15 protein-coding genes are annotated in these 16,942 nt (G+C 52.6%); 2 read left to right on the top strand and 13 right to left on the bottom strand.

Annotation, left to right across the window (positions count from 1 at the left end; translation table 11 throughout):
* Window positions 1–11 precede the first annotated feature (11 nt).
* The 5 genes from fkpB to murJ all read right to left on the bottom strand — a co-directional run bounded on the left by fkpB (window position 12) and on the right by murJ (window position 6,803).
* Entirely contained in the window at window positions 12–446 is a 435-nt protein-coding gene (gene fkpB, locus FH974_RS13040) for an FKBP-type peptidyl-prolyl cis-trans isomerase (protein ID WP_047886486.1), read from the bottom strand.
* 216 nt (window positions 447–662) lie between these two features.
* Window positions 663–1,193 carry a signal peptidase II gene (gene lspA, locus FH974_RS13045; RefSeq protein WP_207103335.1) on the bottom strand — a complete coding sequence of 177 codons (531 nt, stop codon included), beginning with the start codon at window positions 1,191–1,193 and terminating at the stop codon, window positions 663–665.
* Entirely contained in the window at window positions 1,193–4,042 is a 2,850-nt protein-coding gene (gene ileS, locus FH974_RS13050; protein WP_207103336.1) for an isoleucine--tRNA ligase, read from the bottom strand. The genes lspA and ileS overlap by 1 nt, the downstream gene beginning before the upstream one ends.
* Window positions 4,039–5,010 (bottom strand): bifunctional riboflavin kinase/FAD synthetase, encoded by a 972-nt coding sequence (ribF, locus tag FH974_RS13055; protein ID WP_047886483.1) that lies wholly within the window; start codon window positions 5,008–5,010, stop codon window positions 4,039–4,041. Before ribF ends, ileS begins: the two co-directional genes overlap by 4 nt.
* A 233-nt stretch (window positions 5,011–5,243) precedes the next feature.
* A complete protein-coding gene (gene murJ / locus FH974_RS13060; protein WP_277991773.1) occupies window positions 5,244–6,803 on the bottom strand; it encodes a murein biosynthesis integral membrane protein MurJ in 1,560 nt (519 codons plus the stop codon).
* Between the two features lie 208 nt (window positions 6,804–7,011).
* Here murJ and rpsT point away from each other — a divergent pair, with 208 nt between their 5' ends.
* Entirely contained in the window at window positions 7,012–7,272 is a 261-nt protein-coding gene (gene rpsT / locus FH974_RS13065; protein ID WP_047886482.1) for a 30S ribosomal protein S20, read from the top strand.
* Between the two features lie 69 nt (window positions 7,273–7,341).
* On the opposite strand, the gene FH974_RS13070 is transcribed toward rpsT, so the two are convergent.
* From FH974_RS13070 to nhaA, 4 genes are all read right to left on the bottom strand, one after another.
* Entirely contained in the window at window positions 7,342–7,641 is a 300-nt protein-coding gene (locus FH974_RS13070; RefSeq protein ID WP_047886481.1) for an ArsR/SmtB family transcription factor, read from the bottom strand.
* A gap of 98 nt (window positions 7,642–7,739) precedes the next feature.
* On the bottom strand, window positions 7,740–8,630 hold the full coding sequence (gene nhaR / locus FH974_RS13075) for a transcriptional activator NhaR (RefSeq protein ID WP_047886480.1): 891 nt from the start codon (window positions 8,628–8,630) through the stop codon (window positions 7,740–7,742).
* A 179-nt stretch (window positions 8,631–8,809) separates the two neighbouring features.
* Window positions 8,810–9,079, bottom strand: coding sequence for a hypothetical protein (locus FH974_RS13080; RefSeq protein WP_047886479.1), 270 nt, complete (start codon window positions 9,077–9,079; stop codon window positions 8,810–8,812).
* Between the two features lies 1 nt (window position 9,080).
* The gene (gene nhaA / locus FH974_RS13085; RefSeq protein WP_047886478.1) at window positions 9,081–10,238 is read right to left on the bottom strand and encodes a Na+/H+ antiporter NhaA; all 1,158 of its coding nucleotides are present in this window, start codon (window positions 10,236–10,238) and stop codon (window positions 9,081–9,083) included.
* Between the two features lie 480 nt (window positions 10,239–10,718).
* Here nhaA and FH974_RS13090 point away from each other — a divergent pair, with 480 nt between their 5' ends.
* The gene (locus tag FH974_RS13090; RefSeq protein ID WP_047886477.1) at window positions 10,719–11,864 is read left to right on the top strand and encodes a Na/Pi symporter; all 1,146 of its coding nucleotides are present in this window, start codon (window positions 10,719–10,721) and stop codon (window positions 11,862–11,864) included.
* Window positions 11,865–11,986: 122 nt separating this feature from the next.
* On the opposite strand, the gene FH974_RS13095 is transcribed toward FH974_RS13090, so the two are convergent.
* From FH974_RS13095 to ptsP, 4 genes are all read right to left on the bottom strand, one after another.
* Window positions 11,987–12,838, bottom strand: a complete 852-nt coding sequence (locus tag FH974_RS13095; RefSeq protein ID WP_047886476.1) for a thymidylate synthase — start codon at window positions 12,836–12,838, stop codon at window positions 11,987–11,989.
* A 135-nt stretch (window positions 12,839–12,973) separates the two neighbouring features.
* Window positions 12,974–13,780, bottom strand: a complete 807-nt coding sequence (gene lgt, locus FH974_RS13100) for a prolipoprotein diacylglyceryl transferase (protein ID WP_047886475.1) — start codon at window positions 13,778–13,780, stop codon at window positions 12,974–12,976.
* A 39-nt stretch (window positions 13,781–13,819) separates the two neighbouring features.
* The gene (locus FH974_RS13105; protein WP_047886474.1) at window positions 13,820–14,662 is read right to left on the bottom strand and encodes a sulfite exporter TauE/SafE family protein; all 843 of its coding nucleotides are present in this window, start codon (window positions 14,660–14,662) and stop codon (window positions 13,820–13,822) included.
* A 5-nt stretch (window positions 14,663–14,667) separates the two neighbouring features.
* The gene (gene ptsP / locus FH974_RS13110) at window positions 14,668–16,923 is read right to left on the bottom strand and encodes a phosphoenolpyruvate--protein phosphotransferase (protein ID WP_047886473.1); all 2,256 of its coding nucleotides are present in this window, start codon (window positions 16,921–16,923) and stop codon (window positions 14,668–14,670) included.
* Window positions 16,924–16,942 lie beyond the last annotated feature (19 nt).

Below are 16,942 nucleotides of genomic sequence, written 5' to 3' on the forward strand. Positions count from 1 at the left end.
GCTAGCTGCTCTTAATTTTCAATGGCAACGACTTCCACATCGAAAGTCACGCGCTGCCCGGCAAGCGGATGGTTAAAGTCGACAGTCACAGAATCACCGGTTACATCCGTAATGATGCCCGGAATATCCTGCCCGTCCGGACCGGCAAATGCGATAATGTTGCCGACTTCCGCCGGGGCTTCAGCACCAAAGCGGGTCCGATCAATATGGTGAATGTTATCCGGATTCGGCATCCCGAAGGCATCTTCCGGTTCCAGCTCAAAGCTGCTTTTTTCGCCCTGGGTCAGACCTAAAAGGCATCTTTCAAAATTTTCGGTCAGGCTGCCGTCGCCCATCCGGAACTTGGCCGGTTTACCCATTGCCTGGGTGGAATCCGCCACTGAGCCGTCTTCCAGTTTGATGGCAAAATGCATCAGTACTTCGCTGTTTTCCGTAATCACCGACATGTAGGGTCCTTTTACGTTCATTCGTTATCCACCCGGCAGCACAGGCTGCGTCATTGCAGCGGCAGCGCACCGGTTTTCGTTTCTCTCACAGGCGGTTTTCGCGCAGGGAAACGACGGCTTCTTTGTCGCCGGGCATGTTTTATCCCGCCCATTTAACAACAAAGCGCCGCCCGTATCAACGGACGGCGCTCAGGGTTATCTTAGCCAAGGAGGCGATCAGTGTTTAACCGGCTGCTTTTTCTTATCGTCAATCAGGCCTTCGAGGATAATCAGGCCAGCACCGATGCAGATTGCCGTATCGGCAATATTGAATGCCGGCCAGTGATAATTCCCGACATAAAAGTCCAGGAAATCCACCACAAAGCCATGATACATCCGATCAAACAGGTTACCCAGCGCACCACCGATAATCATCGCGTAGCTGCTGTTCGCCAGCTTGTTGGATGCCGGCGAGCGGCGCATCCAGAAAACCAGTAACGCACAAACCCCCAGAGCGATCGCTGTGAACAGCCAACGCTGCCAGCCACCGGCGTCGCTCAGAAAGCTGAATGCGGCCCCGTAATTATGAACGTACAGCAGGTTGAAAAACGGCAGAAGTTCGATGCGGTTAGGCCATCCGTACTCCATGGTATTCATGACCACCAGCTTGCTGGCAATGTCCACGATGAACACCAGAGCCGCCAGCCATAGCCAGCGGACTCCCGATTGTTTCAACGACAGCTTGTTCTCAGACGATAAATCACTCATCAGGCAAACTTACGCTCTTCGCCATCACCTTCAACGTTGCTGACACAACGGCCACAGATAGACTCGTGACCTGCGATTGTGCCAACATCAGCAACGTGGTGCCAACAACGGTCACACTTCGCAGCTTCAGACGCTTTCACAATCACATACAGACCATCTACGTCAGTTTCCTGCGCGTCTTCCGGCTTGCTGTCAACGGTGACCACTTGCGCTTTAGACGTCAGCAGCACAAAACGCAGCTCGTCTTCCAGCAGATTCAGCTTCGCCGCCAGTTCAGCGGTAGCAGCCAGTGTCACTTCTGCCTGCAGAGCGCCACCGATCACTTTATCGTTACGGGCAGACTCCAGCAGCTTGTTCACCGCACCACGTACTTTCTGGATTTCAGTCCAGAATTCGTTGTTCAGCGCTTCGCCGTCCGCCAGACCAAACAGGCCTTCGAACCACTCACCAGTGAAGACAAACTTCTCGCGCGACTCACCGTTACCCTGCGCAGCCGGCATCTCGTTCCAGATTTCATCGGCCGTGAACGACATGATTGGTGCCATCCAGCGAACCATCGCTTCGATGATGTAGAACAGTGCAGTCTGACAGCTACGTTGTGCGTGACCGCCAAGTTTTGCTGTGTACTGACGGTCTTTGATCACATCGAGATAGAAAGAGCCCATCTCGATGGAACAGAAGTGCATCAGACGCTGAGTTACAGCGTGCAGGTTGTATTCGTCATAGGCTTTGATGATGTCAGCCTGTGCCGCTTTCGCACGACCTACCGCCCAACGATCCAGTGCCACCATGTCTTCCGCCGCTACGCAATCGGTCGCCGGGTTAAAGCCACTCAGGTTCGCCAGGAAGAAACGTGCGGTGTTACGGATACGACGGTACGCATCAGCAGAACGTTTCAGGATTTCATCAGAAACGGCAACTTCACCAGTATAGTCGGTTGAAGCAACCCACAGACGCAGGATGTCAGCACCCAGCTTGTTGGTCACATCTTTTGGCGCAACTACGTTACCGATAGATTTAGACATCTTACGGCCCTGGCCATCCACCACGAAACCGTGAGTCAGAACCTGACGGTACGGTGCCTTGCCTTTCATCGCTACCGATGAGATCAGCGAAGACTGGAACCAACCGCGGTGCTGGTCAGAACCTTCCAGGTACAGATCGGCGCTGTTGCCATGGTACTCTTCACGGCTGTCAACCACGGAGAAGTGAGTCACACCGGAATCGAACCATACGTCCAGCGTATCCAGCACTTTCTCGTAATTTGCCGCGTCGGCGTCACCCATCAGCTCTGCCGGATCCAGATCCCACCAAGCCTGAATGCCTTTCTGCTCAACCAACTGAGCCACTTTCTCAATCAGTTCAGCTGTGTTCGGATGCAGTTCCTGCGTCTCTTTGTGAACGAACAGAGCAATTGGCACACCCCAAGTACGCTGACGTGAGATACACCACTCCGGACGACCTTCCACCATTGACTCGATACGGCTTTGACCCCACTCAGGCATCCACTGAACGCCTTTGATTTCTTCCAGCGCTTTCGCGCGCAGGCCAGCCTGATCCATTGATACGAACCATTGTGGCGTTGCACGGAAGATAATTGGCGTTTTGTGGCGCCAGCAGTGCGGGTAGCTGTGCTCGTACGCATGGTGGTGCAGCAGCGCACCGTGCTCTTTCAGCGTTTCGACCACGGCATCGTTGGCTTTAAATACGTGCTGACCAGCAAACAGTTCAGTGTCAGGGAGATATACACCGTTGCTGCCCACAGGGTTCGCCACTTCCAGATCGTATTTCTGACCCACCGCGAAGTCTTCCTGACCGTGGCCAGGAGCAGTGTGTACTACACCTGTACCCGATTCAGTCGTAACGTGATCGCCAAGAATCGCCGGTACATCAAAGCTGTAGAACGGGTGTTGGAAACGAACCAGTTCCAGATCAGCCCCTTTACAGAAGCCCAGGTTGTGGTAGTGCTCAATACCGGCACGATCCATCACGTCTTTCGCCAGCTCGGCAGCCATGATCAGACGCTCTTTCTTCTCACCTTCAACCTGAATCAGTACGTATTCCAGATCATCACGCACCGCCACTGCACGGTTTGCAGGCAGAGTCCATGGCGTGGTGGTCCAGATAACAATAGACACATCACCTTCACCAGTGTGGCCATCAGCACAATGGAATTTCGCTACGGTAGCCGCTTCATCCACAGCCTTGAAACGCACGTCGATAGAAGGTGAAACTTTGTCTTTATATTCCACTTCAGCTTCAGCCAGCGCTGAACCACAGTCAGTACACCAGTGTACTGGCTTGAAGCCTTTCAGCAGGTGGCCTTGGTCGGCAATTTTGCCCAGCGAGCGAATAATATTGGCTTCAGTACCGAAGTCCATCGTGCGGTACGGCTTGTCCCACTCACCCAGTACACCCAGGCGAATAAAACTTTCTTTCTGGCCTTCTACCTGACCCGCAGCGTATTCACGACATTTTTCACGAAACTCTGCCGCCGTGATTTTCTGGCCCGGTTTGCCGACTTTTTTCTCTACCATCAGTTCGATAGGCAGACCGTGACAGTCCCAGCCAGGAATATATGGTGCGTCAAAGCCAGACAGCGTCTTTGACTTAATAATAATGTCTTTAAGAATCTTGTTTAGCGCGTGACCAATGTGAATATCACCGTTGGCGTATGGAGGGCCATCGTGTAATACGAAGGATTTCTTACCCTTCTTGGCTTTACGGATTTCACCGTAAAGATCTTCATCGTACCAACGCTTAAGCATTGCTGGCTCACGCTGAGCTAGATTGCCTCGCATCGGAAACCCTGTTTCAGGCAGGTTCAGGGTATCTTTATAGTCGCTCATTGATTCTCGATTCCGTTACTTGGACGAAGTTGGACATTATTTCGCTCAGCCAGCCACACCCGTGCGGACTGGGCATCACGCTCAATTTGTGCTTTCAACGCATCAAATGATTCAAACTTTTTTTCGTCGCGGAGCTTATGCCGCAACACGACTTCAATCTGGGCTCCGTAAAGATCAGACTGAAAATCAAACAGGTGTACCTCCAGTTGGCGACGAACCCCGTTAACGGTAGGTCGTCGGCCGACATTGGCCACACCCGGAAGTGGCGTCGCTGCGACACCATACACCTCGACAGCATAAACGCCGGACACCGGTGATACCCGGCGCTTGAGCGGGACATTCGCAGTCGGAAATCCGATTGTCCGTCCCAGTTTCCGCCCATGGGAGACGCGCCCGGAGATACTAAACGGACGCCCTAGCATGGACTCAGCCAGTTCCAGCTTGTCTTCCGCCAGAGCCTGGCGAATAGCGGTACTGCTGACACGCTGCTGTGAGACACAAAAACTCTGCGTACTGACTACCGTAAAGCCGTATTGCCTGCCGGCAGCCTGCAGATACGCGTAATCTCCGCTTCGGCCTTTACCAAAGCGAAAATCATCGCCAACTACCAGAAACTTAACACCCAATTGCTCAACCAACAAGCGCCGGACAAAATCTTCTGCTGTCAGGCTGGCAAAGTGATGATTGAAGTGAACGCACAGAAAACGGTCAAGCCCAACTTGCTTCAGTTGTAAGTACTTGTCGCGAAAACGGGTTAACCGCGCCGGCGCATTATCCCCGGCAAACAGCTCCTGAGGCTGGGGTTCGAAACTCATGACGGCCGCAGGTAGGCCCAACGAGCTCGCCTCAGCCATGACATTACGCAGCACAGCCTGATGCCCCAGATGTACCCCATCAAAATTACCAATTGTCAGCACACAACCGTGGTGACTGGGTTTGATGTTATGTATTCCTCGGATTAATTCCATGCGTCTTTTTTCAGTTTCGCAGAGTGAAAAACTGACGGATTATATACTACTCTGAACCCATCATACCAATTCGAATCATAAACTGACTGTTTTATAGCCAGTTTACGTGTATTTCTCTCCCCCGCCTCCTATCTGTGTCTTTCGATTGGCCCGTTTCAGTTGAGGGCATACACCAACATCAGAGCCAGCGCCAGAACCGAAATCTGCACCTATAAAATAGAGAGGGAGTTTCCTCAGCCAGCAGTACGCAGGTGACGCGGACGAACACCCAGCGCGATGACCGATATCACATATGCCATGGCACCGGCACCAATTAAACCTGCCAGCCACAGCGCACGATGTGCCAGTGACCAGTCGAGCCACTGCTGCATCCCCGGCAGCATCCACAGCAGTACCGCCACCATCACAGCGCCAGACAGTGCCAGTCGCGCAACGAACCACAGCGTTTCACTGGTCAGTTGGTACACGCCTTCCCGGTGCAGCCCACGATAGAGCAGCGCGGCATTAACCAGCGCCGACAGCGCGGTTGCCATCGCCAACCCGACATAGCCAAAGAACGGGGCCAGCATGCCGTTGAACACCATGTTACTGACCATGGCGATAATACCGATTTTCACTGGCGTTTTGGTATCCTGACGGGCGTAGTAGCCCGGGGCCAGGATCTTGATCAGCATGAAGTTCAAAAGACCGGCCGACATCGCCCACAACGACAGCGCCGACTGGTTCACGTCATAGACACCAAACTCGCCCCGCATAAACAGTACCATCAGCATCGGCTTGGCCAGTATCATCATGCCGAGCATGGCCGGAATCCCAAGCAGCAGCACCATACGCACGCCCCAATCCATGGTGTGTGCAAACTGCTCACGGCTTTCGTCGACATGTTTGCGCGACAGCGCCGGCAGGATCACCGTCGCAATGGCGATCCCAAACAGCCCAAGCGGAAATTCCAACAGGCGATCGGAATAATAGAGCCAGCTGATTGAGCCGGTCATCAGGAAACTGGCAATAAAGGTATCCAGCAGCAGGTTAATTTGGCTGACTGACACCCCGAACAGCGCAGGCAGCATCAGCTTGCGGATTTTCACCACGCCTGGATCGTGCCATCCCCACTGCGGGCGCACCAACAATCCCTCTTTCTTAAGGAAAGGCAACTGGAACAGAAACTGGATCAGCCCGCCCAGAAAGACCCCGATCGCCAGTCCCAGCTCTGGCTGCTCCAGTTGCGGAGACAGGAACCAGGCACAACCAATAATAGCGACATTCAGAAACACCGGGGTAAAGGAAGAGATCGCAAACTTACCCAGCGTATTTAAAATGGCTCCAGACAGCGCGACGAACGTGATAAACCACAGATACGGGAAGGTCACTTTCAGCAGCAAACTGGCCAGCTCAAATTTCGCCGCCGCCGGACCGTCATTTACCCAGTCAAGAAACCAGCCGAAGCCAAACAGCGCAGTGACGGCCCCGGAGCCCAGGATACCCACCAAGGTAACCAGGGTCACAATCCCACCCAGAGTTCCGGAAGCCCGCGCAATCAACTGCCGCGTCTTATCCATATCCCCAGAGGCATGATATTCGGTCAAAACCGGAACAAAGGCTTGCGAGAAAGCACCTTCGGCAAATAATCGACGCAGAAAGTTAGGAATTTTATTAGCAAAAAAGAACACATCCGCGGCGGCACCGGCCCCCATCAGATTTGCGACGACCACATCGCGGACCAAACCAAGCACTCTGGAGACCAGTGTCATGGTGCTGACAATCAGCCCTGAGCGCAAAAGACGCTTGCTCACAAAAAAAAACCTCTTAAAGATGGACGCAAAAGGTGACTTCCGAGTCCAAATGCTGGTAAAATCTGCCGCCATATTAACCGTGTTATTCCGCAAGTGCCAATTCAATTGGTTCGGCGGTTATTTGCACAAATCATTTGACAATCTTCGGTTTAACAGGCATAGTCCTCGGCCTTAAATTGTCACCGTACCAAGTTTTGGAGTTATACCCTTGGCAAACATCAAATCTGCTAAGAAACGTGCGATCACTTCAGAGAAACGTCGTAAGCACAACGCTAGCCGTCGCTCTATGATGCGTACTTTCTTCAAGAAAGTTGTTGCTGCTATCGAAGCTGGCAACAAAGAAGCTGCAACTCAAGCTTTCGTTGAAATGCAACCTGTTATGGATCGTATGGCTACTAAAGGCCTGATCCACAAAAACAAAGCTGCACGTCACAAAGCTCGTCTTGCTGCTAAAATCAAAGCTCTGTAATTTGAGCCCTTTGATTCAATAAAAAAACCGGCATTAGCCGGTTTTTTTATATCCGCTCTCCGCGGAAAGTCATTCAACATGACAATACATCTTGTGCAAAAGCTGAATCATTGATCTGACTTCATCGCTTTTCAGACGATAGTACACCGTCTGTGCTTCCTTGCGTGTCTCAACCAATCCATCGCGCCGTAGCCAGGCCAGATGCTGCGACAAGGCCGACTGACTTAGCCCCAGCTTGTCACTCATCATGCCGACCGACATTTCTTCTTCCAGCAAATAACACAGAATGAACAAACGCCGTTCGTTGGCCATGGCTTTAAGCAGGGCTACCGCCTTCGGAGCGTTCTGCTCCATTTGCTGTAGTTCCATACTACTACCACCCACTAAGTTTAGTTAATGCTAATATACTTAAAAACTACGGGGTTTTCTAGCAGAAGGTGGTGATAATTACAGCAATCAGCTCAACCTTATTTAAACAATTTCCTAAAATCTGCCTCACAAATACGTTTTACCGCCGGGTGCATGATCATCCGCTCAGCAAAAATTACGTAATACTCTTCTTTTATTTCCCTCACCCGCTTCACTTCGTGAATGTTCTGATTACCCTCTTCCAGCTCTGCGGCATAAATGGACGGGGCAACAAACATCGATTTCTGGTACAAGCCAAACGCTTTCATCAGCGCCGCATCATCAAACTCGCCAAGGATATTGGGGGTGATTCCCATGCGATCAAACCAGTGGTGCAGCTTCCGCCCCATCGCGGTACGCCGCCCCGGAATCAGCAATTTGTAATTTTCGATACAGGCAGGGAAATTCTGGACTTTATCAGTATCAGAGCAGAAGAAACTCATGCTCGATTCGCCCAGCTTTTTACTGTACAGGCCAGGGCTCTGGCTGGAGTCGACCGGACAATCAGACAAAATCATATCCAGCTTGTGCTGGGACAGCTGCTCAAGCAGCATTTCGTGGGTAGATTCGTAACAGCGCAGGTGGATACGCTCGTCTTCCGGCAGGCCCTCCATCAGCACCTTACTGACCAGCCTTTTTGACAAGGCATCTGCCACCCCAACCTCCAGCAGCAGGTTTTCCCGCTGGGTATAGTTGACGATATCCAGCATTTCATAGCTGAGGTCGAACATTTTATCCGCGTACTTAAAAACCAGCTGGCCGAGTTCAGTCGGTTCGATATTACGTCCAACCCGTTTTGTCAGCTTGCCCTTGAGTCGCTCTTCCAGCGCCCGAATCTGGCCAGTTACTGTTTGAGGGGCGAGAAACAGTGCATCGGCAGCTTTCGTGACTGAGCCCTGTTTGCAGACCATCCAGAAGTAATAGAGGTGGTTGTAATTAAGGTGAGACATCGTTTGAAACCATGTTGTCCGGCTCACGCACGCTATGTCGTCAGCCAGAAAGAAAAAATCCCAGAAGCCAGCTTACGCTGAGCTTCCGGGACCTTCAACTCAAAATGTCTCTCGATTCAGGTTAACGTCACTGCTGACAGGCCATCTTGGGTCGCACAGCCAGTAGCGGTGAGTTAACGTCAGAATACTTGTGGTACTGAGGCTGTTTTTTGCTCAGTCTGGGCCATTTTCCGATAACGCTCTCCAACCCGTTGTTCCAGTGCCCGGGAGCGGAAGCCGTCTTGCGCTTCAGCCATCGAGGCCGTTCGCGCCGTCTTTCCGTCGTTCAAGCCAGCCAGGTAAGCCTGACACACTTCTGAATTGCTTGCTGCGGTACAGCCCTGATAATCAGGCGCCGAAATCACCGCCGCAGAGAACAGCATAGAAACCAGATACAGAGAACGTTTCATCTTATACCTCCTTGTTAGGCAAGGCACGGCTTAGCAGGAAGTAACCAATCACTGCAGAGGCCGTAGACCCTATCAGGATCCCCAGTCGAGAATAGGTACTGAAGTCTTCCGGTGCACCGACAAAGGCCAGTGACGAGATGAAGATCGACATCGTAAAACCGATACCACACAGTACAGAGACCGCAAAAATATGTTTAAAGCCAATGCCTTCCGGCATTTTCGCCCAACCAGCCTTCACTGCCAGGTAGCTTGCGGTGAAAATACCCAGCGGCTTACCAATCAACAGGCCAAGCGCAATACCCAGCGGCAGCATCGATGTCAGGCCTGCCAGTGAGACACCTTCCAGCGAGATACCTGCGTTTGCGAAGGCAAACAGCGGTAGAATCAGGTACGCCACATACGGGTGCAGGGCATGCTCCAGATGCTTCAGCGGTGAATGCTGATCACTGTGGCCTTCTTTCCCAGAGAGCGGGATAGCAAAGCCCAACACAACTCCAGCCAGCGTCGCGTGGACACCCGACTTCAGCACACTGACCCAAAGCACCGCACCCACAATCAGATACCAGGACAACTTGGTGACATTTTTCGCGTTCATGATGAACAGGGCGGCGGTTGATGCAAACGCAACAGCCAAAGCAATGGTCGACAGATCGCTGCTGTAGAACAGTGCGATAATCACGATTACGCCCAAGTCATCAATGATGGCCAGTGCCAGCAAGAACACTTTCAGTGAAACCGGTACACGGTTACCCAGCAGCGCCATGATGCCCAAGGCAAACGCAATGTCTGTCGCAGCCGGGATTGCCCAGCCCTGGATCGCCAGAGGGTCGTTCATGTTAAACAGGCTATACACCAGTGCCGGGGCAATCATGCCGCCGACCGCGGCAATCGCCGGGAATATCGCTTTTTCTTTAGTATTCAGGGCACCTTCAATCAGCTCGCGCTTAACTTCCAGGCCGATCAGCAGGAAAAAGATTGCCATCAGGCCATCATTAATCCAGTGAGCGACAGAAAGTCCGGCTACATAGCTATGCAGGGTGTGGTTATACACATCCTGCAGTGGTGAGTTGGCAATGATCATCGCAATCACTGCCGCAATAATCAGAATGATTCCGCCAGCGGACTCTAATTTTAAAAATTTACGAATTGCATCGGTCATCGACCGGAACTCCTTTCCATGAAACGAATGTCACAATAAAAAAGTAAAATTAGTTTAGTCGTCACACCGCCAAACTGTTAAGTCGTTTGTTTAGAAGTAAACACTCGGGAAAACCGATGATTTAAACCTTATAGAAAGTAATATCCGCACTATTGCAATTTTGACTCAAAAGCCGATACACAACGCGCCAGATTTGTTAAAACTCACTCGAAAAAACCAAATTATTCTCAAAAAACAGTAAAATCATGGTCTAATTCACAAATTCATCAGAGCCCAACAAACCAGTTAAAAATCAGTAAGTAACAGACAAAGTAAAGAATTAATGACAACCAGAACCAGAGTTTATTGCTCATAAAATAACCACAAAATGACTTTATGACAGGCAGTGTCATATTTCTGAAATATAACCCCTCTACCATCGCCGACAGATTTCAACGAAATGACACTCAAACGACATATTCCTGTCACGGAGAAATGATTATGACTACCCAAGCCACTACTGCTGAACAACCAATAAGCAGCTCTATGCGCTTGGTCCGCTGGGCAAACCTGGCGTTCATGCTGTATGTCCTGCTTGTCGCCGTTTCAACGGTAAGCAGCGGCTTCAAACTGTCTGTCGGTGAACAAGCTAAAACGCTTTTTGAATTTGCCTCTCATCCGATTGCCGGTTTGATGATTGGTCTGGTCGCGACATCGCTGATCCAGTCCTCCAGTACGGTAACGTCGATCATCGTCGGTCTGGTAGCCGGCGGCCTGCCGGTGGAAACAGCGATTCCAATGGTGATGGGTGCCAACATCGGTACCACTCTGACCAATACGCTGGTCAGCCTGGGTCACGCACGCTGTAAAGAAGAATTCCGCCGCGCCTTTGCCAGTGCCACTGTTCACGACTTCTTTAATCTGCTGGCGGTCTTTATCTTCCTGCCGCTCGAAATGATGTTTGGCCTGTTAGACAAAGTCTCTTCTTGGCTGGTATCCCCGATGCTGGATGCGGGCAACATGAGCATGAATGGCATGAACTTCATGAAAGTGGTGACCAAGCCGGGCGTCGAGCTGATCAAAGCCCCACTGGAAGGCATGGGCTCGATGGGTGGTGTGTTCATGATCTTAGTCGGTATCGGTCTGATCTTCGTGTCAATCACCGCGATGGGTAAACTGATGCGCAGCCTGATGGTTGGCCGTGCTCGCGACATCCTGAAAAGCGCAATTGGTCGCGGCCCTATGCATGGTATTGCATCAGGAACCCTGGTTACCGTTCTGGTTCAGTCGTCTTCAACCACGACCAGTCTGATGGTACCGCTGGTTGGTACCGGCGTGCTGAAAGTGCGTGACGTCTACCCGTTTACACTGGGTGCGAACATTGGTACCTGTATTACCGCCCTGCTGGCCGCTACAGCCGTCACCGGTGAGTTCGCAGTATTCGCGTTGCAAATCGCGCTGGTTCACCTGTCATTCAACGTGCTGGCCACTCTGCTGATTTACGGTGTACCGTTCCTGCGTGAATTGCCACTGAAAGGCGCTTTCTTCCTGGGTGACCTGGGTACGAAAAGCAAAGCAGCGGTTGCAGCCTACATCGGCCTGGTATTTATTGCCCTGCCAAGCTCAATCCTGGCACTGACAGCCTAAGTAAGCGACAACAGGCTGAAAAACCAAATACAAAAAGCCCCGCAGCACTGCTGCGGGGCTTTTTCTTTTCTGTCGGAAACGGTGCCGGTACATTTCCCTGGCACTCGCCCAATAGCGAAAGCTTAAACCGAAAACGGATACTTAATCGGATCGTGGTGCTGATAGCCAACCACCTCAAAGTCATCCATGGTGACCCAGGTCTCCAAGTCTTCCAGCGATTTAATGTCCGGGTTGATAATCAGCTGTGGTGATGGGAACGGCTCACGTTTAAGCTGTACATCGCGCATCAGTTCCAGCTGGTCTTCGTAAATGTGTGCATTCACAATCTTGTGGTAAGCCTGACCAGCTTTGTGCCCGGTAATCTGCGCCACCAGTGCCAGCAGTGTGTAAACCTGAATCTGGTTGAAGTTCAGGCCCAGAGGGACATCACATGAACGCTGGTAACTGGTCAGGTACAACGTATCACCCAGCAGTGAGAAAGTATGAGTGTGCATACAAGGACGCAGACAGCCCATGTCGAATTCTCCCGGGTTGTAAAACGTCAGAATTTCGCCCCGGTCATCAATCCCCTGGCTGAGGTCGTCAACAATTTTGCGCAGCTGATCGATGGTGGTGCCGTCTGGTTTACGCCAGCTTCGCCCCTGAACCCCGTAGACGCGGCCCATGTCATCTTCGCCTTTACGGTGCGGATTGTTCAACCAGGCTGCGTTGTCATTGGCGTTCATGTCCCAGGTTTTCGTGCCCAACGCACGAAAATCGGCGGCGTTGTCATAGCCGCGAATATAACCCAGCAGCTCGGCAATCGCGGCTTTCCAGAAGCTTTTACGGGTGGTGATCAGCGGAAACTGGTTGTTGGCTACATCGTAGGTTAAATCGGCGTTGATCACCGTACGGCAACGCTTGCCCGTGCGCTGGTTTTCGACCCACACCCCTTCGTCAACTATGCGCTGACACAATTCTAAATACTGCTTCATTCCGCTGATCCAAACTTACAAAAAATTAGGGGCAATTCTACCGAAAAATGGCCAATTCAGCGACCGGGAATCGCACCGCCCGGAGACAAAAAAGGCAGCCTTCTCAAGCTGCCTTTGGGGTACATAGCTGACAGTTTATGCGGTCTTGCTTTTCGGCTGGCATTTGTATGCCCACAGCATCATCAGTGCACCGGCAATCACCATCGGCAAAGACAGGATCTGCCCCATACTGATCCAGCCGCCAAACAAGCCAAGATGGGCATCCGGTTCACGGAAGTACTCAACGATAAACCGGAAGCTACCGTAACCAAACAGGAACAGGCCAGATACCGCACCTGCCGGACGCGGTTTACGGATAAACACGTTCAGGATGAGCAGCAGTACAACCCCTTCCAGGAAAAATTCATACAACTGAGACGGATGACGCGGTAGCGGCCCGCCAGTCGGGAACACCATGCCCCATGGCATATCTGTCGGGCGTCCCCACAATTCGCCATTGATGAAATTCCCTAGTCGGCCAACCCCCAGCCCAAACGGCACCAGTGGCGCAATAAAGTCAGCCACATTAAAGAAGGTACGGTTGTGTCGGTAGGCGTACCAGCACATCGCCGTAATCACACCCAACAGACCACCGTGGAACGACATCCCGCCGGTCCATACCTTAAACAGGTACAGCGGGTTATCGAGGAACATGTCAAAGTTGTAAAACAGCACGTAGCCTATACGGCCACCCAGCACAACACCAAGGAAGCCGGCGAACAGCAGATCGCTGACCTGCTCACGTGTCCAGCCACTGCCCGGCTTGTCTGCCCGACGGTTTGCCAGCCACATTGCAAAGACAAACCCCAGTAAGTACATCAGCCCATACCAGCGTATGGCCAACGGCCCGATTTCAATCAATACCGGGTCTATATTCGGAAACGTCAAATAACCTTGGCTCATCAAATCATTCTCAACATATACATAAGTTTGCCAGCTATCTTAGCCCGTAAACATTTTCACACTGACAAATAACAGAAAAATTGCAAAGATTTTTTTTAGTACCGGGGTCGGTAAACGGCTGACCCAGGCGGCACCAAAACGGGTGGTATACATGGAAGTTAGCACAATCCCCAGCAAGGCGGGCAGATACACATAGCCGATACTGAACAGCGGCAGATTCTGATCCCCCACCCCGGCAGCAATGAAACCGGCCATCCCGGCAATCGCGATCAGGGCACCGGAAAAAGAGGCGCAGCCAATGGCGCGGCGCATTTCAACACCGTGCCAGCTCAGATACGGCACCGTCAATGACCCGCCTCCGATCCCAGCCAGGCTGGATACCACACCGATCAGCCCACCCGAGCCAAACAGACGCACTCCGCCCGGCAGCGGGCGCTGTGACGAGAACCGCATCGACGCCAGCATTTGCAGCCCAAGCAACAATACAATCACAGCAAAAATTTTCGGTAGCATATGGGACGGAACCATTTCAGCCACCACGCTGCCCCCCAGTCCCCCGAGAATCACGCCGGGCGCCAGACTGCGCACAATGGAAACATCGATGTTGCCGAGGCGAAAGTGGTTTCGCGCCGAAGCGCCGGATGTCAGCACAATACTTGCCAACGAGGTCGCCAGCGCAATATGCATCACCAGGGTTGGTTCAATGCCAGCCAGCGGCAACAACCACACCAGTGCCGGAACCACAACCAGCCCTCCGCCAATCCCCAGTAACCCGGCCAGTACCCCGACAACGGCACCCAGGCCCAGACACACAGCAAACAGCCAGATTTCATTGCTGTAAGCAGCAAACAGGCTCAACGGCCCCGCAAAATTTTCAGTCATTTTCTCTATTTACCAGCCCGGATAAACCCACCCAGGCCATGTCCATCAACAAATTCAGTGGTTTTGGCACGAACATCCGCCGCGACAGTTGCCTTCAGCGCATAATCGGCCAACTGCTCCATCTCCGTGACCGGTATATGGCGCAGAATATATTTTATTTTGGCGACGTTTCGGGTATTCATACTCAAAGAGCGATACCCCATCCCTACCAGCAGCAGCGCACCAATCGGATCCCCCGCCAGTTCACCGCACACACTCACCGGCAGCTGATACTGACGGCTGGTTTCAACAATGTGCTTGAGCGCGTGCAGTACTGCAGGGTGCAACGCATCATAGACACCGGCAACCCTGGCGTTGTTCCGGTCCACGGCCAGCAAATACTGGGTCAGGTCATTGCTGCCGACGGATATGAAGTCCACCCGATCTTTGAGTACCGGCAGCTGATAGAGGATGGAAGGCACTTCAATCATGATCCCGATGCGCGGGCGGCGCAGGCGGTAGCCCTGCTCCAGCGCAATGCTGGCCACCTCGGTATACGCACGTTCAATCAGTCGCAGCGATTCATCCAGCTCCGCAATGCCAGAAATCATCGGCAGCAGGATATCCATGTTGTCGAACCCAATACTGGCCCGCAGCATCGCCCTGACCTGCATCAGGAAAATTTCCGGATGATCGAGCGTAAAACGGATCCCGCGCCAGCCAAGGAAAGGATTATCTTCTTCAATCGTGAGGTAGGGCAACGGTTTATCCCCACCAATATCCAGCGTACGCATAACAACCGGTTTGTCACGGTAGGTGGAAAGTATCGAACGGTATTGCTGGGTTTGCTCTTCCTCAGAAGGGAAGCTGCGCTGCATCAGGAACGGCACTTCGGTCCGGTACAGCCCAACGCCGTCCACGCCACGATTTACTGCAATGCTGGTATCGGCACTGAGCCCGGCGTTCAGGTAGACGTGAATACGCTCTCCGTCCTGCGTTTTCGCCGGCTTCCCTAAATCGCCTTCGACGACTTTGGCCAGCTCATTCTCTTCCCGCAGCAGACGGGTGTATTCTGCCAATACATGCCGATTGGGGTTGACCAGCAGATCACCACGGTACCCATCGACAATAACCCGGCAGTTGTGAATTTTTTCCGGTACAAAGTCCACCCCCATAATCGCGGGGATACCCAGTGCCCGCGACAGAATAGCCGCGTGCGAGTTGGCAGCCCCTTCCTGTGACACCACCGCCGCCAGTTTATCGCGCGGCACACTGGCCAGCATGCCGGCAGTCAGCTCCCGGGTCAGCAGGACGATCGGCTCATCCCATTCAATGTCTGCCACTTCGTCGTTGTGAAGGAAGAACAGCAACCGCTGGCCCAGCTCGCGAATATCCCGCGCCCGCTCTTTAAGATAGCTGTCTTTCATATTGGCAAAGCGCGCGGAATAAATTTCAACGACCTGACGAATGGCCCACTCAGCCAGATCGCCTCCCGCCACCTTACTGAACAGATCTTTGCGCAGCATCGGGTCGTTGAGCAAGTGACTGAACAGATCAAATATTGCCAGCGTTTCTTTGTGCAGCTCGCTGTCAAAGCGCTTACGAAGCCGACGGAACTCCGCACTGGCCATTTCAATGGCAATGCTTAACCGCTCTTGCTCGGCTTCTGAATCCAGGCAGGATGCCGGAGCGATCGCTTCCAGACGGGGTTGATTATCATCCCACCAGGCGCGGGCAATCGCCACACCGGTTGATGCCGCAGAGCCCATCAGGTGTAAGCCGTCATGCTGATCCGGCCACATGCCCTGAGCTTTGGCATGGGCAAGGATCATCGCCAGCTGGGCAGCCAGCGTAACCATGAAAGATTCTTCGCTTTCGTCAAATTCGCGCTGATCGCGCTGCTGAATAACCAGCACGCCCAGTACCTGGCGCTGGTGAATGATCGGGGTACCGAAAAAAGAGCCGAAGACTTCTTCCCCGGTGCCCGGGATGTGCTTGAAATGAGGATGATGCTGAGCATCAGCAACGTTGATGGGTTCGGCGCGTTCCGCCACCAGCCCCACCAACCCTTCACCAAAGGCTAAGCCGACATGGCGGTGCGGTTTAGTCAGCCCCTGCGTTGCCATCAGGGTGTAGCGTCTGCGTCGGTTGTCGACAATGTACACAGAGCAGCACTCCGTTTTCATTGCCTTGCACGTGCTGACCACCAACTGATCCAGCGCATCAAGCAGACTTGGTGCACTTGCTACTTTTTCAACAATTTCTCTCAGTTGTGTCAGCATCTCCCGCCTGCTCCACTTC

It is taken from the genome of Photobacterium ganghwense, from assembly GCF_017329545.1.
In the GTDB taxonomy this organism is placed as follows: domain Bacteria; phylum Pseudomonadota; class Gammaproteobacteria; order Enterobacterales; family Vibrionaceae; genus Photobacterium; species Photobacterium ganghwense.